The sequence below is a fragment of the Flavobacterium sp. WC2416 genome, from assembly GCF_041200095.1.
Classification (GTDB): domain Bacteria; phylum Bacteroidota; class Bacteroidia; order Flavobacteriales; family Flavobacteriaceae; genus Flavobacterium.
Window position 1 is genome coordinate 1,682,837 of the sequence record NZ_CP165626.1, and the last position, 23,407, is coordinate 1,706,243.

Here is a 23,407-nt window from a genome sequence, read left to right on the forward strand (position 1 = left end):
AAATCTGCTGTTTTATCTAAACCTTAAATCCCATGAAACTGCTAGTGAATAGATCCAGAAATAATTTCCTTGATCAAAACTAATTTCTTGATGTGCGACACCAAACTGAGTTCCCCAAGCATTTTGTTTGTTTTTAGAAGTAAAATTATAGCTTAAATTTAATTTTTGAGATTTAAGATCTACAATAGCTGTTTCATTTCCACTAAAATTAAATTGATTTATTTCTGGGGAAAATCCCATTCCAAAAGAGAAGCCGAGGTAATTGTCAGCATCAGAACGGTATTTTCGATACGTAAAAGTCCCTGATGTACTGGTTCCATTATCACCCGGAGTAAAATACGGGCGAAAAGACAAATAACTATTCCCAGTATACCAACCTATGGAGCCCGTATAAATGTTAGTGGTAGTTGTATATTTTAAAGAGCGGAATCCAAGAGAAACTTCAAGACTTTTTGGCAATGATTTATACAATTCGGCTCCATATCGTAAATCAGGAAAAAGAAACGTATTTGCAAAACCTATATTTAAATAAGCATATAATCCTTTGGTAATTTTTGGATATAGATCAAATTCAATTTGAGTTCCGTTTTCATTGAATCTTCTATTGAAATTTAGTTTTCCTATAATACTACCGTACTTAGTTTGGCGACTGTAATTTAAAGTATAATACTGCATCGGATCAAAAACTTCCGAATAGATATCGACTTCAGCTTTGATTCCGATCGTGTTTTTTCTTAGAGTTGTACTTAAACTCGATTTGTACTCTTTTGCTTTTTGATCTTCAGGGTTCTTGTTTAATATTGATTCTAAAGTATTTAATGCTTCTAATGGTTTATTTGTTTTTTCTTCGGCACTCGCTTTTAGGTATAATATTTCGGCATCATCAGGGAAGTTTTTCAATGCTTCGGTTGTCATTTCTAAAGCAGTATAGGGTTTGTCTCCCCATATTTCATTTTTAATTGCAGCAATCCATGTACTTTTATTTTGTGGATCTTTCTCTAAAACATAGGCAAATTCCTTTCGCGCTTTTTTATAATCACCATCCCAAGAATAGGTTGTGGCTAAGAAAGAACGAATATCATGATAATCTGGATATTTAGTTAAAATATGGGACAAAGTATCTTGTGCCTGCTTGCGTTGCTTATTGAAAGCCATATTACGAGCAGTTTCAAAAGAAGTATCTGGATTGCCATTGTATTTCTCTTCTTGCCCATACATTTGAAAAATCATTGTAAAACAAAGTACAAATGTTAGTTTGGCTATTTTTTTTGTAATCATTTTACAAAGGATTTTTTAATTTTAAATAATTCTGTTTCTTTTGGGTGCTTTTTTATAACACTGTCAATAATTTTATTTGCTATTAGCGAGTTATTTGTTCGGAAATAGGCTTGCGCTAATTTCACTCCCAGTTCTGGTGTTTCCACTTTGTTTTTTAGTCCTTTTTTTCCAGTAACGATTCCTTTTTCGTTTTGATTTGACCACCAATACATATCCATTAAAGCAAGGTAGCTGTCATTGTAATAGGGAGTTCTTTTTATTACTTCAAGAAATTCGGTTTCTGCTTTTGCATAATTTTTATCCCATGCTAAAGTTCTACCTTTTAATGTTCGTACGTCTGCATAATTTGGAAACTCATTTAATATGTAATTACAAAGTAATCTGGCTTTATCGCGCTCTTTGTTAAATGCAAAGTCGCGTGCAAGGAAGAATATTTCGTCATAGGTCAATCCTTTAGTTAATTTTTTGATTGTAGCAAGATCTGTTTTCGAAAATTCAAAAGCAGGTTTTGTATATATATTAATTGAGTTAGGTATTATTTTGTTTTTTTGAGTTAGATATGCATTAAGTTTTTTTGCGGCATTCAAAGTGTCAGTTATTGCTTTCAGCATTGCGGCGTCGTTTACTTTTGCAATGTCAAAATTTTCATTGATTTTGAATAAGTCACCATTTGAAAGTAAATAGTCTTTATAAATCATTTCATTTATACTTCCTTTATTTTGCATTATAGGAATAGTGTGAATGTTTCTGAATTTTCTTACCGTATCTAAGCCTGTACTCATCCAAGCTGTTTTCTCCATTTTATTCATTTTGTAATTATTCATTAAAAATGAAACTAAACTGGGTGTTATATCCCAGTGTGATGAAACAGATTTAAATGTTTGTGGTTTTTTCAATAACGGACTATAGATATACAATGGCACGTGAAAGCGACATAGTTTGTCTTTTTGAGCTATTGGGATTAATCGGTGATCACCTGTAATTACAAAAATGGTATTCTTAAACTCAGGTCTTTTGGAATAAGATTCAATGAAATTTTTAATAGAATTATCAGTATATAATAAACATGCAAATATATCTTTATAGGTGTTAACCTCCGATTTTGTTAATTCAAGTGTTTTATTTGTATTGATTATATCATCTACTTTTTTTAAATATTCTTTTTTAGCTGGAAAATCAAACGGTTCATGATTGGTTAGTGTCATGATCACATCCAGCCTTGGGAGTTTTTTAGAATCTAATTCGGATAATGTTTTTTTGAATATTTCGCCATCAGGATACCCCCATGAAAAACCACCAGAATTTTCTTTTGTTTTAACATAACCTGGACCAAATTTATTTATATCAATGACATTTTCGATTCCGTTGTATTCTAAAAAATTTATTTTTCTGTCAAAACTGGATTCATCACCACAATAAAATGAGGTAGTGTATTCATTTGCTTTTAAAATACTGACGAGAGAAATATTAGAAGGCAATGGGTTCATTTCTAAAAATCCTTTTTCGCCATATGGCAGAGACCCTAATATTGAAGGTAAGGCGCCAAAAGTTCTTCCTGCATTACTAACGAAATTTTCCCAATAAAGTGATTTTGGAATTAAGGAATCTAAATAAGGAGTAAAGCCTCGATAGGCATTTTTACCAATAAATTCATCACCTAGTCCTTCAACTATGATCATTACAATATTTGGTTTTTCCTCATGAATTTCAAAAAAAGGGGCTAATACATCCGGAGATGATTCAAATGGTTGCACTAACGGATACTCTTTTTTGTAAAATAGATTATCAGCATTAAACGCATTTTTATCTGATTGAAAACGAAAGATATCAGTTGCAAAGAAGGACAACTTATTTTGATAAGTAGAATCAGAAGCTTCAGAAATTCCCAATTTTAAACCTCCTAAGATAAGTATTGAAATTCCTGAAATGATATAAATAATTTTTGGATTACCATAGCTTACCAATAGGTTATTAATACCTAAATAAAGAAGTGGAAAAATAATAAAAGGAATAAAGTATAAATAAGATAATGATTCGGATGCAGTTACAGTAGTGTACATGTCACTATAGGAATATCCTAAAATATCTGCACCTAAATTTACTAGCGTGGTAAGGTTGTATTTAACCAATGCAAATTGACCAATAATCAGTAAAGAAAAAATGATTTTGATTACAATAACACTCCATGGTTTTCTAACATAATAAAAGAGCATATATACTGGAAAAAAGAATACTCCAATCAACAATGCTATTCCAAAATCATTGAGTAATTTATAGAACAACATTGTTGTTGTGTTTGTAATGTTTATTCCGTTAGTTGCCTTAGTATATATTTCAAATGCAGTAATAAACCAAAAAGCGATTACCAATGAAATTGTTAAATAAATATAAGGGAAACAATTATTTAAAAACGACTTAATCTTCATATTTTACTATCTCTATTTATTTAGGTAATTTAATCATTTGTCATTCCTTTTCTAGTCATTTCTCCCCATTTTATTTTTTTGTTAAAATAGTAATCAAAATTACCTTTAATTGCTGCATATAGAATAAAGGGATGATTTGTGAAAGGCTCTAAAAAGGCTGTGCTGATTAATTGTAAACCAATTCCTTTTTTCTTATACTGGTGGTAAGTAAGCTCTTCAGAAATGATAGTAATAATCGAAAAGAATACAGTAAATAAATAAGATAGTACAATGAATGCTATTGCATAATCCCATTTTACATTATGATTTAGTAAAAGAAATAAAAAATAGAATAAACCCATAATTTCAATTACTGGAGCTAGTCTTTCATAAATTAACCAATAAGGATAGCTAATGGTTCCTAATGCATTGTATTTACGGTTAAAACCAATTTTACGATGTTTTTTTAATGTTTCAATGGTTCCTCGGGTCCATCTATTTCTTTGTGAAATAAAGATTTTATAATTATCCGGCGCTTCAGTCCAACAAAGTGGATCTGGAATATAGGCTACTTTATATTTTATTTTTTGCTCTTCCATATGTCTTCTCATTCTCACAATGATTTCCATATCTTCTCCAACAGTTTTGGTGTCGTAACCTCCCACCTCAATAGCTATTTTTTTATCAAATAAACCAAAGGCGCCCGAAATAACTAATAAACCATTCAATTTACTCCATGCCATTCTACCTAATAAAAAAGCTCTTAGATATTCTAAAATTTGCCCTCTTACTATTAAATTTTTAGGCAAGTTCACATCTAGTAATTTACCGTCTTTTATGATGCATGAATTTGCAATTCGGATAACTCCTCCCGCAGCAATTACCTTTTCATCCGTAGATTCTAGAAAGGGTTTAATCATTTTTTGTAAGGATTCCTCTAGTAATAAACAATCGACATCAATACATGCTACATATTTATTAGGGCTAATGTTTAGTCCAGTATTCAATGCATCTGCTTTTCCACCATTTTCTTTATCAACTACAATCAATTTTTCAAAAGCAGGGTTAGTGGATTTAAAGACTCCTTTTCTAAGCGGTTTTGTTGGGATTTGGTTATTGATAAGGTAGTCTACTTTAACTAAGTCATACGCTTTAATAAGTTTTTCAAGACTATCATCTTTACTTCCGTCATTTACTATGATTACATCGTAATTTACATAATGGTTTGATAATAAAGAGCGTACGTTTTCTACAATGTTTAAAGTTTCATTATAGGCAGGTGCAATAATTGAAATGGAAGGAGAAATTGAGGATGATAATATTTCTTTATAATTAACAAAGCTATTTTTTTTCATATATTCTATTGTCTCAATTGCTGAAATTGCGGCTAATATGATATAGGATAGAATTGCAGTAAGTGCAAAACCAAAAAATAGGTATTGAATTAAATCTATTATCATTTGGGTAGTTTTTTAGTATAATTAACTGGCTTTAATTAAATTGATACTTTCTGAAAATTCTTTATCTGTAGTAATTATTTTAAATGTATTGGATTCATTATCAACATTAATTACTTTCAATATTTTCATTACAGATACTTTTATATAAAAGTTTTCATGATTAATAAATTGTGAAATGAAAGAAATATCGCTAGTGTCATACATGCTTTCCAACATTTTAAAGAAGGCAATCTGTTCCTCTATATCACGTTGATCAAAATCATTTTTTAATATTGCGACCGCTTCAATAACTCCCATGTTGGAAAGTACATCAATTGCTTCTATTCTAACCTGCATTTCTGAATGATTCAGAAGTTTTATAATTACATCTTTGGCTTCAAACTGATTGTAAATTTTGGCTAGTTTTAAAGCAAAAAGAACAACGGTACTATTACTTGATTCTAACCATTCATTTATATCTGGTATTTTTTGGTCTTCAAAATTTTGAAGAATTTCTAATAATTGAATTTGGTCCCACTCTGATAATGGAGTTTTTAATACATTTAGAAAATCAAGTCCTTCAAAATGGAATAATTTTACTAAATACATTTGGATTTCTTTACGCACTTCTTTTTTTGGATGATTTATTAAAAGAATTACGTCGTCATGCACATCTTTAATTCCAAATTGGGTAAGCTCTTTAATTGCTTTTGCAATTATATTCCATTTTTTATGTTTCAGTTTTGATGAGGAATAATTAATAAGTCCTGTTTGGTAATATAGTTTCTGGATGTCATTAGCTGTTTCACCTGAAATTTCGCTTCTCAATTTCAACAAGGTCGAGATGATTAGTTTTCTTTTTAAACTATCTTCTGAACTTTTTTTCAAATAATTAATAATTTTTTGTTGTTCAGGACTCACTTCCTCTTCTTCATTACCCGAATATAAATATTCTATTAAATCAGCTTCATATTTTTTTTCATATACTTTTTGGATTCTTTCTTTAGTCCTTAGACGACTTCTTAAGTGTTTTAAATAGAATGTTAAACTAATTATTGTAAATGTAAATACAGCACTCAAAGCCCAAGACAATTGAATAATTGTAGGGGCATATTTTAGATAGTCGACAATATATTGAAATATATTTACCATATTTTGTTTACCAATTTTTTTCTATCGTAATAATCTTTTTATTCTTATACTTAATTCATTTGGGCTGAATGGCTTACTCATAAAATCAGTTGCACCTAAATTAAATGCTTTGAGAACCATTTCTTCCTGACCTGCTGATGAAAACACAATGATTGGCGTTATGTATTCTAATTTGTTTCTTACGTGACTTATTACTTCTAATCCGCTTACAAATGGCATCATTATATCAGTAAGAATTAGATCAGGGCTGTGTTCTTCTATTATTTCAATTGCTTGTTTTCCATTAATGGCCATGAAAAGTTTATACCCTTCTTTCTCTAATTTGAATTTGAGCAATAATGAGAGGATTGAATTATCTTCTGCCAAAAGAATTTTTTTTGATTCACTCATTGTTTGACTTTTTTTAATTTTTTTATAATTGAAATTCAGTTGTGTTATTTTGTTTAATCTAGATTTTCTTCTTTTAAAGTCTTTTCTTATTTAATTAAACCAAATTTAATATAAATCTTCGTTCCGCCCATCGATTAAATGCTAAAAACATCGATTAAAGGCATTAATTTGTGAATATGAAAGTGAAAGACTACTTTTTTTAATGTTAAATCTTATTTAAAAATTTAGAAAATAGCTCTTTGAGGGATATATTTAAATTCTTTTTGTTTAGTTATTTTAAATATACTAGTGTATAAATTAAAAACCTTCAAAAACCCCTAGACCAAACAGGGCAAAATCGTATTTTACGGGGTCCTTTGGATCTAATTTTCGGAGTTGTAGATCTAATTCGGCAAGTGCCTTTCCATCATTTTGTTTTCGAGATAATAAACCCAGTTTTCGAGCTACATTGCCTGAATGAACATCAAGAGGACAGGATAGGGAAGAGGGTGAAATATTTTTCCATATTCCTAAGTCAACTCCTTTGTTGTCTTGGCGTACCATCCATCTTAAATACATGTTGATGCGTTTTGCAGCTGAATTGTTCATTGGATCCGAAACATGTTTTTGTGTTCGGTATTGATGTGGAATTTCAAAAAATATTTTTTTGAATTCTGAAATGGATAGTTGCATAGTTTCTAAATCTTGGTTATTAGTAAATACGCATTCTAATCCATTATGGTTTTGATAAATGTTTTTTAAACTTTTAATGAAGAATGTAAAATCTTGTCCGTTGAAGGTTCTGTGTACAAATGATTCCAGTTGTTCTAGATTAGTTTCAGTATGGGACATTATAAAATCGTAGGGGGCATTCCCCATTAAATCCATCATCTTGTGGGAGTTTTTGATGATCATTTTACGATTTCCCCAAGCAATTGTGGCACTTAAAAAGCCTGCAATTTCAATATCTTCTTTTTGGGTAAAAAGATGTGGGATCTGAACGGGATCACTATCGATAAAGTCGAGTGTATTGTATTGTATCACTTTCTCATCAAGAAATGATTTGAGTTCAGATGGATTCATTTTTGTTTAAAGTTTAAAGTTTAATGTTTAAAATGTTTCGTCATTTTTAATGAACTTTAAACTGTTTTAGTTACTAATCATACCGTCAATCATAATTAATTTTCTGTCGGCCATATTGGCTAAATCTTCGTTATGTGTGACTATTACAAATGTTTGTCCAAATTCATCACGCAATTTAAAAAATAACTGATGTAAGTTCTCTGCTGATGCTGTATCAAGATTCCCCGAAGGTTCATCTGCAAAAATGACCGCTGGTTTATTTATTAACGCTCTTGCTACTGCTACTCGTTGTTGTTCTCCACCCGAAAGCTCATTGGGTTTGTGATTCATTCTATGAGAAAGACCTAGATAAGTTAATAATTTTTCGGCCTCAATCTCAGTTTCTTTTTTCGGTTTATTAGCTATAAAGGCAGGAATACATACATTTTCTAAGGCAGTAAATTCAGGCAATAGCTGATGGAATTGAAAAATAAAGCCCAGATTTAGATTCCTAAATTTGGATAAATTTTTATCTTTCATGGTCAAAATATCTTCATTATTGATACGAAGAACAATTTCATTTTCTGTTGAAGGTCTATCTAATGTTCCTAAAATCTGTAAAAGAGTAGTTTTACCTGCTCCTGATGCCCCTACAATAGATACGATTTCTCCCTTTTTTATATGTAAGTCAACTCCTTTTAAAACATGAAGTTCATCGTAATATTTATGTAAATTTTTTGCTTGTATCATTTTAACCAGTTTGTACAAAGAAACAAAGATTTTAATGATTATTGGTATAATTTTAATCCCACAAACTATAAATTTTAGTTAATGAAAAAGAAAGAAGTCTATTAAATAGGTTAAATTTGGATAGTCATAAATAGAATTTAAATTAAGAATTTATAAAATGGAATTACGAAATACAATGGAGAAAGCTACATTTGCTGGAGGTTGCTTTTGGTGTACTGAAGCAGTGTTTTTAGAATTAAAGGGAGTGAAAAGCGTTGGTTCGGGGTATATTGGAGGACATACTTTAAATCCTACTTATGCTGAAATTTGTAATGGAGATACAGGACATGCTGAAGCCATAGAAATTGCTTTTGATCCCAATGAGATTTCTTTTGGCGAATTATTAGAGGTGTTTTTTGCAACTCATGATCCTACAACATTAAACCGTCAAGGGAATGATATTGGGACGCAATATAGAAGTGAAATATTTTATCACAGCGAAATGCAAAAAGAGATTTCGAAAGCCTATATTTCGTTAATGACTGAAGAAAATACTTTTGATGCTCCTATTGTTACGCAAATCTCACCAGTATCTACGTTTTATAAGGCAGAAGAATATCATAATGATTACTACAATCAGAATAAATTGCAGGGGTATTGCTCTTATGTAATCACTCCTAAAATCGAAAAGCTAAAAAAAGTCTTTAAAGATAAACTCAAATAAGAAACCTATTATTAATTTTCTTGAAACGAATTATTAAAGTAATGGAATATGGATACACCAGTTTTAGCAGCTAATAATAAAACTAAGAATTTAATACTTGGGATACTCTTTGATGGAATAGGTATGCTGTCGTTTACGGTGCCTATGATTGGGGAGTTTTCTGATGTTATTTGGGCGCCAATTGCAGGTTTTTTAATGACTCATATGTATAAAGGAACTGTGGGAAAGGTAGCGGGTGTGATCGCCTTTTTGGAAGAGATTATTCCCTTTACCGATATTATTCCAAGTTTTACCTTGACCTGGATTTATAATTATTGGATTAAAAAAAGAGAGTGAATTAATCTTTAAATAGAAAACGTAATCCCATTCGTTTTAGCATTTTTTTTTCAAAAGCCCAGAAGAATTTGAACTGTCCAAATATAAATCCATTCAACACTAAAAGGACTTGATAAATTGGGAAAATCAGTAAAAGGCGAATAGGAGTAAACCACATACCTAAATCTTCTTTTATAATTCCCAACCATAAACAAAAAGGTTTAGATAACCAAGCCGAAGCAGATCCCGTAATTGCAAAAACAATAATTATTATGGTAAGTTGAAAATTAGATTCTATTCCCCAACGTTTCTTCAATCCTTTCATTTTTATTTATAATGATTACAAATATACTAAGATTATCTTGAGGGAACATATCCAAAAAGTTTTTGTTTATAGGTATTTTGAAAATAAACTAAATAATTATAAATTAAATAATTGACTTCATACCCATAGTCAATATTGGGATCGTAAGATATACTCATTTCATATAAATTGGGACTATAGCGAAAAGGTTGTAAAACACGGTTATTCCATTCGCTGATCCAGATTCTATTTTTACTTTCTAAATACGATTGGGAATAATAATTTCGAGGAAAGGCTCTTGAAACAAGCCAAGTATTAAAACCGGGGTCAATAATTATTACTTCATATTCTAATTCATCGTTAGCAATTCGGATGGTATCATTTTGAGTAGGAATTGTTTTATTAGACTTTACTAAAGCTGTGTTAGCTGTTTTACAACTAAAAATGGAAAATAAAATAACGCTTACTATGTAAAAAATTTTTTTCATGATTGAAATATTGAAATTAAATTTACAAAAATAATTAGTTGGTTGTGAGTGTTTTAACAAAAAAAAATCATTTACGATAAGCAAATGATTTTTAAAAATAAGTATGTTGTTTATTATTTTCCAAATAAACCACCTAGCATCCCGCCAATTCCACCACCTTTTTTGGTAACAGCATCCATTGCGTCACTAATATCTACTTTGCCATCTCCATTTTGGTCTAAGCCAAATTGTCCTCCATAGGTAGAGATTGCATCCATAATTCCAGAGTTTTTCCCAGCATCTCCTGTGATGGCTCCAATAATATCGGATATTTCAAAGCTGGAATCATTTGGATCTTTTGCTTTACTTACTAAAGCACCCAAAATTTGAGGAATTAATTTAGAAGCTACTCCAGAGGCATCAGAGGCATTTATTCCAAATTTTTCACCTAAGTTACCTGATAATTCTTGTGTTAGTTTTTGTACTACTGGGTTAGTACTATTTGTAGCATTGTTACCTTGAAATAATCCAGCTAATTGGTCAATGCCTCCTTCGGAAACTACTTTTTGTAATCCGCTTAGTACTGAATTACTGGCTTCACCTAGTACTGCTTCGTTTTTTTCATTTGGTACTGCTGCATTATTTATCACAGAATCTACACCAAATTGTTGGGCTAATTGGGTTAATTGTTCAAACATTTTTATACTTTTTAGATTTGCTTTGCAATTTACAAAAAAAGTGGGTTTGTTAAAATAAATTAACAAACCCACTTGTATATATGTAACTAAAATTAAGTTAATTAACCAATCAAACTAATGATTTGTGAAGCTAATTCCGTACCAATTCTATCTTGTGCTTCTCCAGTTGCAGCTCCAATATGTGGAGTCAAAGAAATTTTAGCATTCATTAAAATTGTCATTTCTGGAGTTGGCTCATTTTCAAAAACATCTAATCCAGCAAACAATACTTTTCCGCTGTCTAATGCTTTTACTAATGCAACTTCATCAATAACACCACCACGAGCACAGTTTACAATACCAACACCATCTTTCATGATAGCTAGTTCTTTTTCACCGATGATGTAACCATCTTGAGCTGGAACGTGTAAAGTAATAAAATCAGCTTCTTTGAATAAAGATTCAAGTGATTGAGAAACTATAGTAGTAGTGATTGATTGTCCGTCAAAGAATTCCACTTTTACGTCAACTTGTGGGATAAAACTATCCGCAGCAATCACTTTCATACCTAGTCCAAGAGCCATTTTAGCAGTAGCTTGACCAATACGACCAATACCAACAATTCCTAATGTTTTACCTCTTAATTCAATTCCGTTTGCATATGCTTTTTTCAAACCATCAAAGTTTGAATCTCCTTCAAGAGGCATGTTTCTATTAGAATCATGTAAAAAACGAACACCAGAAAACAAATGAGCAAAAACTAATTCTGCCACAGATTCTGATGAAGATGCTGGAGTATTGATTACATGAATCCCTTTGCTTTTTGCATAGTCAACATCAATATTATCCATACCTACACCACCACGACCAATTATTTTTAGACCTGGACAAGCGTCAATTATATCTTTACGTACTTTAGTAGCGCTACGAACTAAAACTACGCTCACGTTGTTTTCGTTTACAAAATTAGCCACTTGTTCTTGTGCTACTTTTGTAGTTATTACTTCAAATCCACCTTTTTCTAAAGCTAGAATTCCACTTTTAGAAATTCCGTCGTTTGCTAATACTTTCATTATTGTTTTTTTTAAGATTGAAAATTTAAAAATTCAATCTGTTTATTTAATGGTGTGATTGATTATAAAAAGTTTTTGAAATCCTTAAATCAATCCCTAATTATAATTTTTAAATTGCTTTTTCTAAAGCTTGCATGACATCTACCAAAACTTGAACGCTTTCAATAGGTAAAGCATTGTACATAGAAGCTCTATAACCACCTACAGAACGATGTCCAGGTATTCCAGAAATTCCTGCTGCTTTCCACATAGTGTCAAAAGTTGCTGCATGCTCTGGATTGTTTAATAAGAAAGTTGCATTCATATTAGAACGGTCTTCAATTGCAGCAGCACCTTTAAACAATGGATTTCTGTCAATTTCAGTGTAAAGTAAAGCAGCTTTTGCATTGTTTAGTTTTTCAACAGAAGCAATACCACCTAGATTTTTTAACCATTGTAAAGTCAACAGTGATGCATATACAGGAAAAACAGGAGGAGTATTATACATACTTTCTGCTTTAATATGTTTTTCGTAATCCAATATACTTGGGATAGTTCTACCTGATTTACCTAGGATTTCTTCTTTTACAATTACAAGAGTGGTTCCTGCTGGCCCCATATTTTTTTGTGCTCCTGCATAGATGATATCAAATTTAGAAAAATCCAAAACTCTAGAAAAAATATCAGAACTCATATCGCAAACAATTGGCATGTCTAACGATGGAAATTCTTTTATTTGCGTACCAAAAATGGTGTTATTACTTGTACAGTGAAAATAATCTGCATCAGCAGGTACACTGTATCCTTTTGGGATATTATTGTAATTTTCTTCTTTTGAAGAGGCAACAACAACCGTTTCTCCAAAAAATTTCGCTTCTTTTATTGCTCCGCTAGCCCATGTTCCTGAATCAAGATAAGCCGCTTTACCGCCTTCTTTCATTAAGTTATAAGGTACCATTAAAAATTCTAGACTTGCTCCGCCAGCAAGGAAAAGTGCTTGATATCCTTTGCCTTCTAATCCTAATAATTCTAGTGCCAATGCTCTAGCTTCATCCATAATCGCAACAAAATCTTTGCTTCTATGCGAAATTTCTAATATAGATAACCCGGATTCATTAAAATTTAAAATAGCTTGTGCTGATTTATCAAAAACTTCTTGTGGTAAAATACAAGGTCCTGCGCTGTAGTTGTGTTTTTTCATGATGTAGTTTATGTCCGAAAAATTAAAATGCAAATTTCGGCAATAGGACTTTAAAAAGCGTTAAATAATTCGAAAAAATAAAACATTTTTAACCTATATTGTTAACAAAAACGAAATAGTATCTACGTTATCTGCGTAATCCCATAATTGAGGGTTTTGCGTTTCTCCAAAAGCGATACTGTTTTGAACAAGACCATTACTAACAATACATTGTATTTGCTCTTTTTCATTTATTAACCTTTGTTGTAGATCAGCTATGGTTTCATAGCGCTCGTAAAAGACACTTGAAATAGGAGAGGCGTAACTTGAATCCTCTTTTAAGGTCAAAAAACCATTGTCAAGAAGCTTAAAATTACTCATTAAAAACACAGCCTTATTGTAATCGTAATTATTGGCATATTTTTCATAGTGAATCACATCCTGATATTCAAAAATAGCTTCAAAAAAAGGATCGAAAACATAGTCTTTTGGGACAAAAAGTTTAGATACATTTCGACATCCTAGTCCAAAATACCTAAATATATCTTCTCCTAAAGCAATTAACTGCTCTTTGGACTCTGAACCATTTAGTACTGCAACAGAATTTCTGTTTTTTCTGATAATGGATGGTTTATCTTTAAAATAATATTCAAAATAACGAGCTGTATTGTTGCTTCCAGTTGCTATTACAGCATCAAAATTTTCTAGTTTTCCTTCAACAAACGTGATTTTTTCAGCGAATTCAGGTTCAATGGCGATAATGTATTTTGCTAAAAAAGGAAGTAAATGTTGGTCGTTTGATGATGTTTTTATTAAAACATTATGGCCAGTCATTAATACAGTCAGAAAATCATGAAACCCTACCAGAGGGATATTTCCCGCTAAAATTAAAGCAACGTTCTTGGCTTTTATATTTTCAATTGCGTAGACAGATGTCCATTTCGTTAAATTATCTTCGGTCAGTGCTTTGGCCCAAGATTGGATAGAAAAGTATACATGTTCAGGTGTATACCATCCATTATGGGACTGGGAAAGTTTTATTAAATTGATGAATTCTTCGAAAAAGAGGTCATTATATAGTACGCTTGTTTTTTTTGAATCATTATCTTGAGAAAATTGGCTTAAAAATTTTCCTAATTCAACAAAAACACTTTTTTTTGTTTCTAATGTCATAATGTTTGCTTATGAATTGTTTTGATTGTAATTTTGCACAAAAATAAGCATAATAAAGTCGAAGTCAAAAGTCATCAAGTCAAAAGATTGAATTGTCTTTTAACTTTGAGACTATAAGGCTTAAGACATATAAACTTTAAGATAAATTACGATGGCAATTATAATAACAGATGAATGTATAAATTGTGGTGCTTGCGAACCAGAGTGCCCTAATACAGCTATATATGAAGGTGCAGATGACTGGAGATATAAAGATGGAACAAAATTGGCAGGGAAGGTGATTTTACCAGATGGTACAGAGGTTGATTCAGATGCTGCTCAAACTCCAATTTCTGATGAAGTTTACTATATTGTACCTGGTAAGTGTACGGAGTGTAAAGGATTTCATGATGAGCCGCAATGTGCTGCTGTTTGTCCTGTAGATTGTTGTATTCCAGATGATAACCATGTGGAAACTGAAGAAACCTTGTTAAATAGACAAGCTTTTCTGCATAATGAATAAGTTTAATTTAATTTAAGCACAAAAAAACCTGAACTCTCGTTCAGGTTTTTTTTGTGCTATGTCTTATTTTTTATTTTTCAATAACATAAGTAGTAACAGTGATTGTGTCTGTCGCTTCATCATACGATTCTAGAACTAAATTTCCATCACTATCAAAATAACCAAATGAAGTTTTGTTTTTAGATTTATAGATGTAATTGTTATTCGATGTTTTTCTTAAGATAGCTGATTTTTTTCCGTCAGGAGAAAAAACAGTATAACCACTTTTATCATTAGAAACTTGGTATTTTACTCCGTCTAATTCGTAATAAGCAGATCGGTCTACGTCAATTAATTTAGTAACTCCATCAGCCGTGATTTTTGTTGTTGCGGTAACTTCAACAGGAGTTTCTTTTGTGTCTTTGTTTAAAACTTTTGAATCGGCATCCATTAATTCAACTGCTTGAACTTCTTTTATTTCTTCTGTTTTAACCAATTTTTTCTCCCCTTGGGAATCTTTTATTGTTGTAATATTGGTTTTTACTTCTGTTTTTACATTTTTGTTTTGTGCTTGACTATTAAACGAAAGTAAAAAAGCAACCATTCCTAAAGCTATAATTTTCATGATATTTGTTTTTAATGATTTGTATATCACAAAAATACAAATAGATGTTAGCTTAATTATTATATGATTTTAATAAAAGATTATATTATTTACGCTATTGTCAAAACTAAATAAGGTTAAATTTTAAGAATTCTTTTTTTTGCTACAATAACATAGGTATCATAGGCATAGGTTTTTCGATCTATGGTTTTTATGATTTCAAAATTATTTATGTATAATAAAAGCTGAATTTCGTTTAGTGTAAAAACACGTACGGTTGAAAAATCATTCGCTATTAATTCTTTTTCGCCATTGGTAATAGTGAAGTATTTTGCATTCCATTCTAGCATAAAGTTGTCTAAGGAGGTTGTTTCCCAATTGCTTTCCCTTAAATAGTTCACTCCTTCATGTTTAGCTTCATGTTTAATTTTTTGATTTTCATTTACAAAAGGGATAAACCGGTTAGCATCTATAAAATCAAAGATTATAATTCCTTCGTCATTAATATTGTTGATTAAACACGTAAAGGTTTCGTTAATGTCATCATTTGAAGTTAAATAACTTGTAGATCTGCCTGTTATAAGAATGGCATCTACTGGTTTCTCCAAGTTGAAATCACGCATGTCTCCGTGAATAAAAAGACAGTTTTTATTCCGTTCCTGTGCGATAGCAATCATATTTTTACTGTAATCTAATCCTTTGTAATCTTGTTTGTTTTCTTGAAAGCGTTTGGCAAGATTTCCTGTACCGCTTCCTATTTCTAGGATGCTTTTGCAATTATTTTCCCGAATAAGGGAGTTGTAAAATTGATACTCTTCATCGTAATCAACAAAAGTTTGATACATAGCATCATATATAGTTGCCATTTTTTCATTGTATAGTGTTGCCATAATTTACTATTTTAATACGGTTTCATGATAATTTTTTTGTGTATCTTTTTATTTTGAAAATGAATTGTTTCGATATAAATTTATGAAAAAAGGGGGTATAAAAAAAGGCTGTCTTTCGACAGCCTTTTTAAATTATATATTCGATAACCGAATTAGAATTTATAGTTCATTGATAAATTAAACATAGTTCCTAATTGACTAAAGTGAAAACCATCATATGTCATTTGAGAATAACGTTGGTTGAAAGTAATCAAGTTTGATTGGTTTTTAACCTGAGCAGCATCAGCTAATAATGCAGCACCTGCGGCATTCTCTGCTTTGAATTTCCATTCTGGCAACACGTTTAATAAATTGTTTACATTTAAAGCAAATGTTAATTTCTCAGTTGCAGAGAAAGAAACTCCTAAGTCTGTAACAATTTTCGGCGTAAATTCAGTTCTTAAGTTAGAATCTAAACCGTCTTGTTTGAATGTAGTTTTTCCAAAATAAGTATTGTTAAGAGAGAAACCAAATTTTCCAATTTCATAATTTGCTCCCAAAATCCATTTTGTATCTGGTCTAGAAGTAAACATTAAAGCATCTAATGTAGGGCTGAAATTATTACTTTTTACAGGAGAAATTCTTTCGTTTTGAATAGTAACGTTTCCAGATAAGTTTAAAGCAAGTTTTCCAGTCCCTAATTCAATGTTAGTGTAATTAGCAACAAAATCTAAACCTGAAGTTCTTGAGTCAAATGAGTTTTCAAACCAAGCTACTGTACCAAATTGAGTATCTACTTTGTCTCCTAAAACAATTCTATCTGCTACTTTAATATTGTAATAATCTACAGTAAAGTTGAAGTTTCTAGAAGGTTTTGCACCAATACCAACAGTTATGTTTGTTGATTTTTCAGCATCTAATTTAGGAATACCTAAGATGCGTGCTTGTGGAGATGAGTTGTTGATTAAACCACTTACTTGAATTCCTTGTCCAGGAACAAAAGAGTATTGCGATTTTTGAGTATAAATTTGGTGTAAAGTAGGTGCTCTGAAACCAGTAGAAACAGATCCTCTTAATGTGATTTTATCATCAGCAAATTTATATCTAGAACTTAATTTCCAAACGGTTGCTCCACCAAAATCACTATAGTCTTCATAACGAATTGTTCCGTTTATTAAGAAGTCTTTAGTTACATCGTAAGCAACATCTAAATAAGCTCCTAAGTTGTAACGATTCCATTTTCCTGAGTTTTCGGGTCTATTACCTGCAAATGAATCAGCTCCAATTCCATCCCAAGATGCTTTGTCACCTTCGATAACTTCGAAAGTTTCTGTTCTCATTTCTGAACCAAAACCAATACTGATTTTATCAGACAATACTTTAGAGATATCTAAATTCCCTACAATATGATTGAAAGCTGTTCCGCCTGGTTTGAAAGAGATTGGACTGTTTTCCAAGTAAACGTTATTTCCATTGCTGTCTTGTATGTCAGATCTGTTGTGAGAATTGTTTACACTATAAGTTTGTGTGTTACCACCAACAGTAATACTTGCGTCAGTATTCCAGTCATTTTTTGTTGATTTGTATCCTAATGTTCCATTATAGTCATTCAAATCTCCTTCAAATGTAGGAACATAGCCTTGATAAGATGCAGGTGTACCATCGCCAAAAAAGTCTTTTAGGTATGGATAATCAGATAATGTTCTCCAGTATGGAGTTCTATAATTCGCAAATGAGTTTACTTTTTTGTAAACGTATGCAGCATTGTAATAAAGTTGAGATGTTTCACTTAATTCTTTTCCACCATTCACTAAGAATTTTGCAGCAGCAGTTTCAGGAGAACCATTGATGTTTCCTGCATCTGGGTGTTTAGCAAGGAAAGCTTGAACATCTGATAAAGAAGCACCAAAATCTCCAGCTTCACCAGCAGCATCTACTTTACCTGGTCTGTTTGATTGGTTTACTTTAGAGAAATCTACAGTATAGTTTACGAACCCTTTATCTCCAACAGTAGAACCATTGTTTAAACTAACACCTAACATTTCACCATCACCTTCAGAAGTTATTCCACTTCTTACTGTAACTGAACCTCCGTTAGTACTTTTCTTTAAGATAATATTCATTACCCCAGCAATTGCATCAGAACCGTATTGTGCAGAAGCACCATCACGAAGTATCTCAACTCTTTCGATAGCGTCTGTAGGTATAGCAGAAATATCTGCACCTGTTTCACCACGTCCTGGAGAAGTTTGAACATAAAGTAAAGAACTTAAGTTTTTACGTTTTCCATTGATAAGGATTAATGTTCTACTTGGTCCCATATTTCTAATTTCGTATGGATCAAGTAATGAAGTCGCATCATTTACTGGTGTTTGAACCGTGTTAAAAGAAGGGATTTTGTACTGTAATGCTTTGTCAAAAGTTGCTTGACCAGTAGATGTTAAATCTTTAGAAGAAATTACATCAATTGGTAATGCAGATGTAGTGTTACTTCTGGGAGCAGTTCTTGTTCCTGTAACTACAATTTCATCTAAGGCTTGACCACCTTCTTCTGATAAAACGATATTAATTGTTGAGCCAGTTGCTGCTTTTTCAACTTTAGAATAACCAATATAACTAAAAACTAAAGTAGCTCCCTCTTTAACTTTTATTTTGTATGCTCCGTCGATATTAGTAGAGACTCCATTGTTTGTCCCTTTTTCGACAATGTTAACTCCCGGCAATCCCGCACCAGAGTTATCTTTTACTACTCCAGAAATTTCTTTTTGAGCAAAAAGAACACTGACATTTAGTAGTAAAAAAAGTAATGTGATTTTTTTCATAATTTGATTAAGTTTGGTTTTTGGTTTAAATCTAGTGCAATATAGTATTTTTTTAACATAACATTAATATATCGGCTGTATTTCTAAAAATAATTGAGGGTTAGTTGAAAATTCACAATCTAATTATTGAATCCATAAATTGTTACAAAAATTATTATTACTTTGATAAATTGTTTGAAAATAATGTTGTTCATATAAATTTTGGGTTTATTTTCACTAATAGATTTATTAAATCTTATATTTGCAAACTTTTAAAGTTAATACTAAAAACGAATAGCGTAAAAGACTATTTGTAAACATAAATAAAATGAAAGCAGGAATTGTAGGATTGCCAAATGTTGGAAAATCAACATTATTTAATTGTTTGTCAAATGCAAAAGCGCAAAGTGCTAACTTTCCTTTTTGTACAATTGAACCTAATATAGGTGTCGTAAATGTACCAGATCCTAGAATTGAAAAATTAGAGGAATTAGTAAAACCAGAACGTGTTCAAATGGCTACTGTTGATATTGTTGATATTGCAGGTTTAGTTAAAGGAGCAAGTAAAGGGGAAGGATTAGGAAATCAATTTCTTGGAAATATTAGAGAGTGTAATGCAATCATTCATGTATTACGTTGTTTTGATAATGATAATATTGTACACGTTGACGGAAATGTAAATCCTATACGTGATAAGGAAACGATTGATATCGAGTTGCAATTAAAAGATTTAGAGAATGTTGAAAAACGTTTGGAAAAAGTAAATCGTGCAGCTAAAACTGGAAATAAAGAAGCGCAAACTGAAAAAGCACTTTTAGACCGAATCAGAGAAACGTTATTACAAGCAAAATCTGCAAGAACAATAACTCCTCAAAATAACGATGAAGAAGTTTTGATGGAAGGCTTTCAATTGATTACTGCAAAGCCCGTACTATATGTTTGTAATGTTGATGAAAATTCGGCAGTTGCAGGAAATAAGTATGTTGATCTAGTTCGTGAATTAGTTAAAGATGAAGATGCCGAAGTGATTATTCTTTCTGTAGGTGCTGAAGCGGATATTACAGAATTAGAAAGTTACGAAGAGCGTCAAGTTTTTCTAGAAGATATGGGATTAACTGAGCCAGGAGCGTCAGTTCTTATTCGTGCAGCATACAAATTATTAAAACAACAAACGTATTTCACGGCTGGTGTTAAAGAAGTTCGTGCTTGGACAATTGATGTTGGTTCAACTGCGCCACAAGCAGCAGGAGTAATTCATACTGATTTCGAAAAAGGATTTATCCGTGCCGAAGTAATTTCATACGAAGACTTCGTTCATTATGGTTCTGAGGCAAAAGCGAAAGAAGCTGGAAAATTTAAAGTTGAAGGAAAAGAATATATCGTTAAAGATGGAGATGTAATGCATTTCCGATTTAACGTATAATCAGATAAATTAGAAAATAAAAAAGAGGTAAAGCCTGCAAAAGTAATTTTGCAGGCTTTTTTGATTGTTAACAAGGATATAAAGTAACAGTTAAGTAGTTTATTTTTTACTAAGTTTAAGTCGTAGAATTTTCAGGAAGCAATTATAAAGATTATGAGAAAGCAATTTGGAGCAAAACCGTCAAAAGCCGAAATAGAAAAATATTCAAAATCAGAGTATTGGAACGGTACCATTTTTGAAAACTTGGAAGAAACCAGTATGGATTTTTCATTGTCTAAGATGCCTAATTTTTTGCGTAAGCAGTTTTGTGAGAAAGAGGGTAGAGAAGCAAAGTCCTTGCCAGTTGTCTCTTTTGATAATGGGTTATTCACAAGTTCAAATCAATCCATGCAGAGTATATGGTATGGACACTCGGCAATTTATATGAAATTGAAGGGCAAGACTATTTTAATCGATCCCATGTTTGGTCCTGATGCAGCTCCAATAGCACCATTTAAAGTGAAACGTTTTAGTAATTCAACTTTAGCTATTATTGATAGTTTTCCTGAGATAGATTTGGTATTAATTTCTCACGACCATTACGATCATTTAGATTATGAAAGTATTTTGAGACTAAAGGGGAAAGTGAAGTTTTTTTATGTTGCCTTAGGTGTAAAAAGACATTTGGTTTCTTGGGGAATTCCAGAGGATATTATTACAGAATTTAATTGGTGGGAAGAGTCTATTTTTAATGATATAAAAATTTCGTTTACGCCTACTCGCCATTTTTCAGGAAGAGGATTGACTGATAGGGCCAAATCCCTTTGGGGTGGTTGGGTTTTTAAGACTGAAGAAGAAAACATTTGGGTTAGTGGTGATAGTACGCATTTTAAAGAAATAGGTGACCGTTTGGGACCTTTTGATTTTGCTTTTATGGAATGTGGTCAATACAATGAAAACTGGCACCAAATTCATATGTATCCGGAGGAGAGTGTTCAGGCTGCAATAGATGCAAAAGTTCAAAATTGCATGCCAGTACATTGGGCAGGTTTTGCATTAGCACAATATCCTTGGAAAGAGCCAGTAGAACGATTTGTAGAAAAAGCCGAAACCAAAAAACTAAGTTTCATTGTCCCAAAAATATGGGAGTTGTTTGCCGCAAAAACTTCTGAAAGTACTAAATGGTGGACAGAGGAGTAAAGTTTTTTTGGAGTTTCAGAGCTTGAAATTTTTATATTCAATAAGTTACGAATTTGAGGTACACTAAAATCTATCTATTTACTTTGTGAGCTTAGTTTATATTTTGTGACTTTGTTGTCAAATCCTTTTTTACTATTTTTATAAAAAACTAGTACTATGAAAATCATTGCTTTTGGCGCAAGCCCCAGTAAAAACTCGATCAATAAGAAATTAGCCACTTATGCTACTTCTTTATTTAAAAATACCGAGGTAGAAGTGTTGGATTTAAACGATTTTCAAATGCCTTTGTTTAGTGTTGATGTTGAGGCTGAAATTGGTCAGCATCCGTTGGCGCAAGCATTTTTAGATAAAATTGCTACAGCTGATATTTTGGTTGTTTCTATGGCAGAGAATAATGGAAACTATTCTGCAGCGTTCAAAAATGTTTTTGATTGGTGTTCTCGAATCAAAGGGAAAGTTTTTCAAGAAAAACCAATGCTGCTTATGGCTACTTCTGATGGAAAAAGAGGGGGAGCCACAGTATTAGAAATTGCTAAAAATGCTTTTCCAAGATATGGAGCCGAAATTAAAGCTACTTTTTCTTTACCTAGTTTCTATGATAATTTTGATATCGCAAACAATAAGATTTCTAATCCCCAATTGGATGAGGAATTGAATGGAATTGTAAATAATTTCTAATTTTTTAGATAAGTTCCATCGATATTTTAAAAGTTCACCCTAATGATTATTGCAAATAAGTCAACTACCTAGGTCTGATCCTTTTTAGAAACCCAAAGTGGTCTTATCGGTGCTGTATAATTGTGCTTTACTAAAAGCTGTTGTTTCACATGAAAGGTATATTTTTTTTCCATCTAATGAACCAAAAGCAATTCCTTCGGTTTGCCAGTCATTGGAACTATTTCCTATTATTTTTTCAACAACAGTTCCTGAAAAAAACGAATCGTCATTAAAATTAGTCAAACTGTAAACAAAAGAATTTTTATGACCAGAAGGGGTGTAACCTACTAAAATTACTTCATTAGTTTGAGCATTGTAATCTCCACCAGTGACCAACCCATTTACGTTATAACTTGCTAATGATGATACGGAATACTGACCCGGAGTTTTGGAGAGTTTATAAATGCTGGTTTTATTATCTCCTCTATTTTTAGTAAAAATATATAAATTATCTGCTTTTGAAATAATGGTTTCGCAATCAAAATTATGAGTGCTTGAAGAAATGAAACTCGTTTGTTCATTATAAGAAAAAGCAATAGCTTCGGCTGTTACATTAACCGTTTTGGCTGTTTCGTTTATAAACTGTGCTTTGCTGATTTTTAGAACTTTTAAATCTTTTCGGATTCCATCATTATTTCCAAAATCACCTAAATAGATATAATTATCATCTGCTGTAATATCTTCCCAATCTACGTTTGGAAAATTTGTAACGGTTATAGACTGCAGCAAAGTTCCATCGGCAGGATTTACTTTGTAAAAAACATTAGGGTTTCCGGAATCATTAAAGGTGTAAATAGAACCATTTGTCAAGACAATCCCAGAGGATTCAGGTGCATAGGACCACATCAAGCCTACTTCGGAAACCAAAGGAGTGTTTACTATTGGCTCAACGACAACGGGGTCAATAATAACTTCAGGTTCTGCTGTTTTAGTAGTGTCGCTAGTACAGCTTGTTAGAAATATGCTGTAAAAACAAAATGCAATTAGGGAAGAGTATTTCATTATTT

The 23,407-nt window shown here is 31.6% G+C and carries 23 protein-coding genes; 6 read left to right on the forward strand and 17 right to left on the reverse strand.

Features of this window, described 5'->3' with window-relative positions:
- Window positions 1-12: 12 nt before the first annotated feature.
- The 7 genes from AB3G39_RS07135 to AB3G39_RS07165 all read right to left on the reverse strand — a co-directional run bounded on the left by AB3G39_RS07135 (window position 13) and on the right by AB3G39_RS07165 (window position 8,455).
- On the reverse strand, window positions 13-1,278 hold the full coding sequence (locus AB3G39_RS07135) for a YaiO family outer membrane beta-barrel protein (protein WP_369764667.1): 1,266 nt from the start codon (window positions 1,276-1,278) through the stop codon (window positions 13-15).
- Entirely contained in the window at window positions 1,275-3,704 is a 2,430-nt protein-coding gene (locus tag AB3G39_RS07140) for a sulfatase-like hydrolase/transferase (protein ID WP_369764668.1), read from the reverse strand. Before AB3G39_RS07140 ends, AB3G39_RS07135 begins: the two co-directional genes overlap by 4 nt.
- Before the next feature lie 29 nt (window positions 3,705-3,733).
- On the reverse strand, window positions 3,734-5,143 hold the full coding sequence (locus tag AB3G39_RS07145; RefSeq protein WP_367754390.1) for a glycosyltransferase: 1,410 nt from the start codon (window positions 5,141-5,143) through the stop codon (window positions 3,734-3,736).
- A 21-nt stretch (window positions 5,144-5,164) separates the two neighbouring features.
- On the reverse strand, window positions 5,165-6,274 hold the full coding sequence (locus tag AB3G39_RS07150) for a HEAT repeat domain-containing protein (protein ID WP_369752296.1): 1,110 nt from the start codon (window positions 6,272-6,274) through the stop codon (window positions 5,165-5,167).
- A gap of 21 nt (window positions 6,275-6,295) precedes the next feature.
- Window positions 6,296-6,664: a response regulator transcription factor gene (locus AB3G39_RS07155; RefSeq protein WP_367771223.1), complete on the reverse strand. Its 369-nt coding sequence runs from the start codon at window positions 6,662-6,664 to the stop codon at window positions 6,296-6,298.
- A 297-nt stretch (window positions 6,665-6,961) separates the two neighbouring features.
- Window positions 6,962-7,726: a TIGR02757 family protein gene (locus AB3G39_RS07160; RefSeq protein ID WP_367754384.1), complete on the reverse strand. Its 765-nt coding sequence runs from the start codon at window positions 7,724-7,726 to the stop codon at window positions 6,962-6,964.
- A gap of 66 nt (window positions 7,727-7,792) precedes the next feature.
- Window positions 7,793-8,455, reverse strand: coding sequence for an ABC transporter ATP-binding protein (locus tag AB3G39_RS07165; protein ID WP_367754382.1), 663 nt, complete (start codon window positions 8,453-8,455; stop codon window positions 7,793-7,795).
- 157 nt (window positions 8,456-8,612) lie between these two features.
- Between AB3G39_RS07165 and msrA the strand changes: the two genes are divergently transcribed.
- Complete coding sequence (msrA, locus tag AB3G39_RS07170) at window positions 8,613-9,158, forward strand: peptide-methionine (S)-S-oxide reductase MsrA (protein ID WP_369764670.1); 546 nt, start codon at window positions 8,613-8,615, stop codon at window positions 9,156-9,158.
- Window positions 9,159-9,206: 48 nt separating this feature from the next.
- Window positions 9,207-9,494, forward strand: a complete 288-nt coding sequence (locus AB3G39_RS07175; RefSeq protein ID WP_369752294.1) for a hypothetical protein — start codon at window positions 9,207-9,209, stop codon at window positions 9,492-9,494.
- 1 nt (window position 9,495) lies between these two features.
- On the opposite strand, the gene AB3G39_RS07180 is transcribed toward AB3G39_RS07175, so the two are convergent.
- From AB3G39_RS07180 to AB3G39_RS07205, 6 genes are all read right to left on the reverse strand, one after another.
- The gene (locus tag AB3G39_RS07180) at window positions 9,496-9,798 is read right to left on the reverse strand and encodes a DUF6787 family protein (RefSeq protein ID WP_367754376.1); all 303 of its coding nucleotides are present in this window, start codon (window positions 9,796-9,798) and stop codon (window positions 9,496-9,498) included.
- A 32-nt stretch (window positions 9,799-9,830) separates the two neighbouring features.
- Window positions 9,831-10,265, reverse strand: coding sequence for a DUF6146 family protein (locus AB3G39_RS07185; RefSeq protein ID WP_369752293.1), 435 nt, complete (start codon window positions 10,263-10,265; stop codon window positions 9,831-9,833).
- Window positions 10,266-10,378: 113 nt separating this feature from the next.
- Complete coding sequence (locus AB3G39_RS07190; protein ID WP_369752292.1) at window positions 10,379-10,942, reverse strand: hypothetical protein; 564 nt, start codon at window positions 10,940-10,942, stop codon at window positions 10,379-10,381.
- Between the two features lie 101 nt (window positions 10,943-11,043).
- Entirely contained in the window at window positions 11,044-11,994 is a 951-nt protein-coding gene (locus AB3G39_RS07195) for a D-2-hydroxyacid dehydrogenase (RefSeq protein ID WP_367754370.1), read from the reverse strand.
- A 109-nt stretch (window positions 11,995-12,103) separates the two neighbouring features.
- A complete protein-coding gene (gene serC / locus AB3G39_RS07200; protein ID WP_369764671.1) occupies window positions 12,104-13,174 on the reverse strand; it encodes a 3-phosphoserine/phosphohydroxythreonine transaminase in 1,071 nt (356 codons plus the stop codon).
- 93 nt (window positions 13,175-13,267) lie between these two features.
- Complete coding sequence (locus AB3G39_RS07205) at window positions 13,268-14,326, reverse strand: acyl-CoA reductase (protein WP_369764673.1); 1,059 nt, start codon at window positions 14,324-14,326, stop codon at window positions 13,268-13,270.
- 151 nt (window positions 14,327-14,477) lie between these two features.
- On the opposite strand from AB3G39_RS07205, the gene AB3G39_RS07210 reads away from it, so the two are divergent.
- Window positions 14,478-14,828, forward strand: a complete 351-nt coding sequence (locus tag AB3G39_RS07210; RefSeq protein ID WP_367771200.1) for a 4Fe-4S dicluster domain-containing protein — start codon at window positions 14,478-14,480, stop codon at window positions 14,826-14,828.
- Window positions 14,829-14,898: 70 nt separating this feature from the next.
- On the opposite strand, the gene AB3G39_RS07215 is transcribed toward AB3G39_RS07210, so the two are convergent.
- The 3 genes from AB3G39_RS07215 to AB3G39_RS07225 all read right to left on the reverse strand — a co-directional run bounded on the left by AB3G39_RS07215 (window position 14,899) and on the right by AB3G39_RS07225 (window position 19,102).
- The gene (locus AB3G39_RS07215; protein ID WP_369764674.1) at window positions 14,899-15,432 is read right to left on the reverse strand and encodes a hypothetical protein; all 534 of its coding nucleotides are present in this window, start codon (window positions 15,430-15,432) and stop codon (window positions 14,899-14,901) included.
- Between the two features lie 116 nt (window positions 15,433-15,548).
- A complete protein-coding gene (locus AB3G39_RS07220; RefSeq protein WP_369764675.1) occupies window positions 15,549-16,301 on the reverse strand; it encodes a class I SAM-dependent methyltransferase in 753 nt (250 codons plus the stop codon).
- 152 nt (window positions 16,302-16,453) lie between these two features.
- Window positions 16,454-19,102 (reverse strand): TonB-dependent receptor domain-containing protein, encoded by a 2,649-nt coding sequence (locus AB3G39_RS07225; protein WP_369764676.1) that lies wholly within the window; start codon window positions 19,100-19,102, stop codon window positions 16,454-16,456.
- 307 nt (window positions 19,103-19,409) lie between these two features.
- Here AB3G39_RS07225 and ychF point away from each other — a divergent pair, with 307 nt between their 5' ends.
- The 3 genes from ychF (at window position 19,410) to AB3G39_RS07240 (ending at window position 22,361) form a co-directional block, all read left to right on the forward strand.
- Window positions 19,410-20,504 carry a redox-regulated ATPase YchF gene (gene ychF / locus AB3G39_RS07230; RefSeq protein WP_369764678.1) on the forward strand — a complete coding sequence of 365 codons (1,095 nt, stop codon included), beginning with the start codon at window positions 19,410-19,412 and terminating at the stop codon, window positions 20,502-20,504.
- A gap of 153 nt (window positions 20,505-20,657) precedes the next feature.
- Entirely contained in the window at window positions 20,658-21,683 is a 1,026-nt protein-coding gene (locus AB3G39_RS07235; RefSeq protein ID WP_369764679.1) for an MBL fold metallo-hydrolase, read from the forward strand.
- 156 nt (window positions 21,684-21,839) lie between these two features.
- A complete protein-coding gene (locus AB3G39_RS07240) occupies window positions 21,840-22,361 on the forward strand; it encodes an NADPH-dependent FMN reductase (protein ID WP_369764680.1) in 522 nt (173 codons plus the stop codon).
- 84 nt (window positions 22,362-22,445) lie between these two features.
- Here AB3G39_RS07240 and AB3G39_RS07245 read toward each other — a convergent pair whose 3' ends face one another.
- Window positions 22,446-23,402, reverse strand: a complete 957-nt coding sequence (locus tag AB3G39_RS07245; protein WP_369764681.1) for a hypothetical protein — start codon at window positions 23,400-23,402, stop codon at window positions 22,446-22,448.
- Window positions 23,403-23,407: the final 5 nt, after the last annotated feature.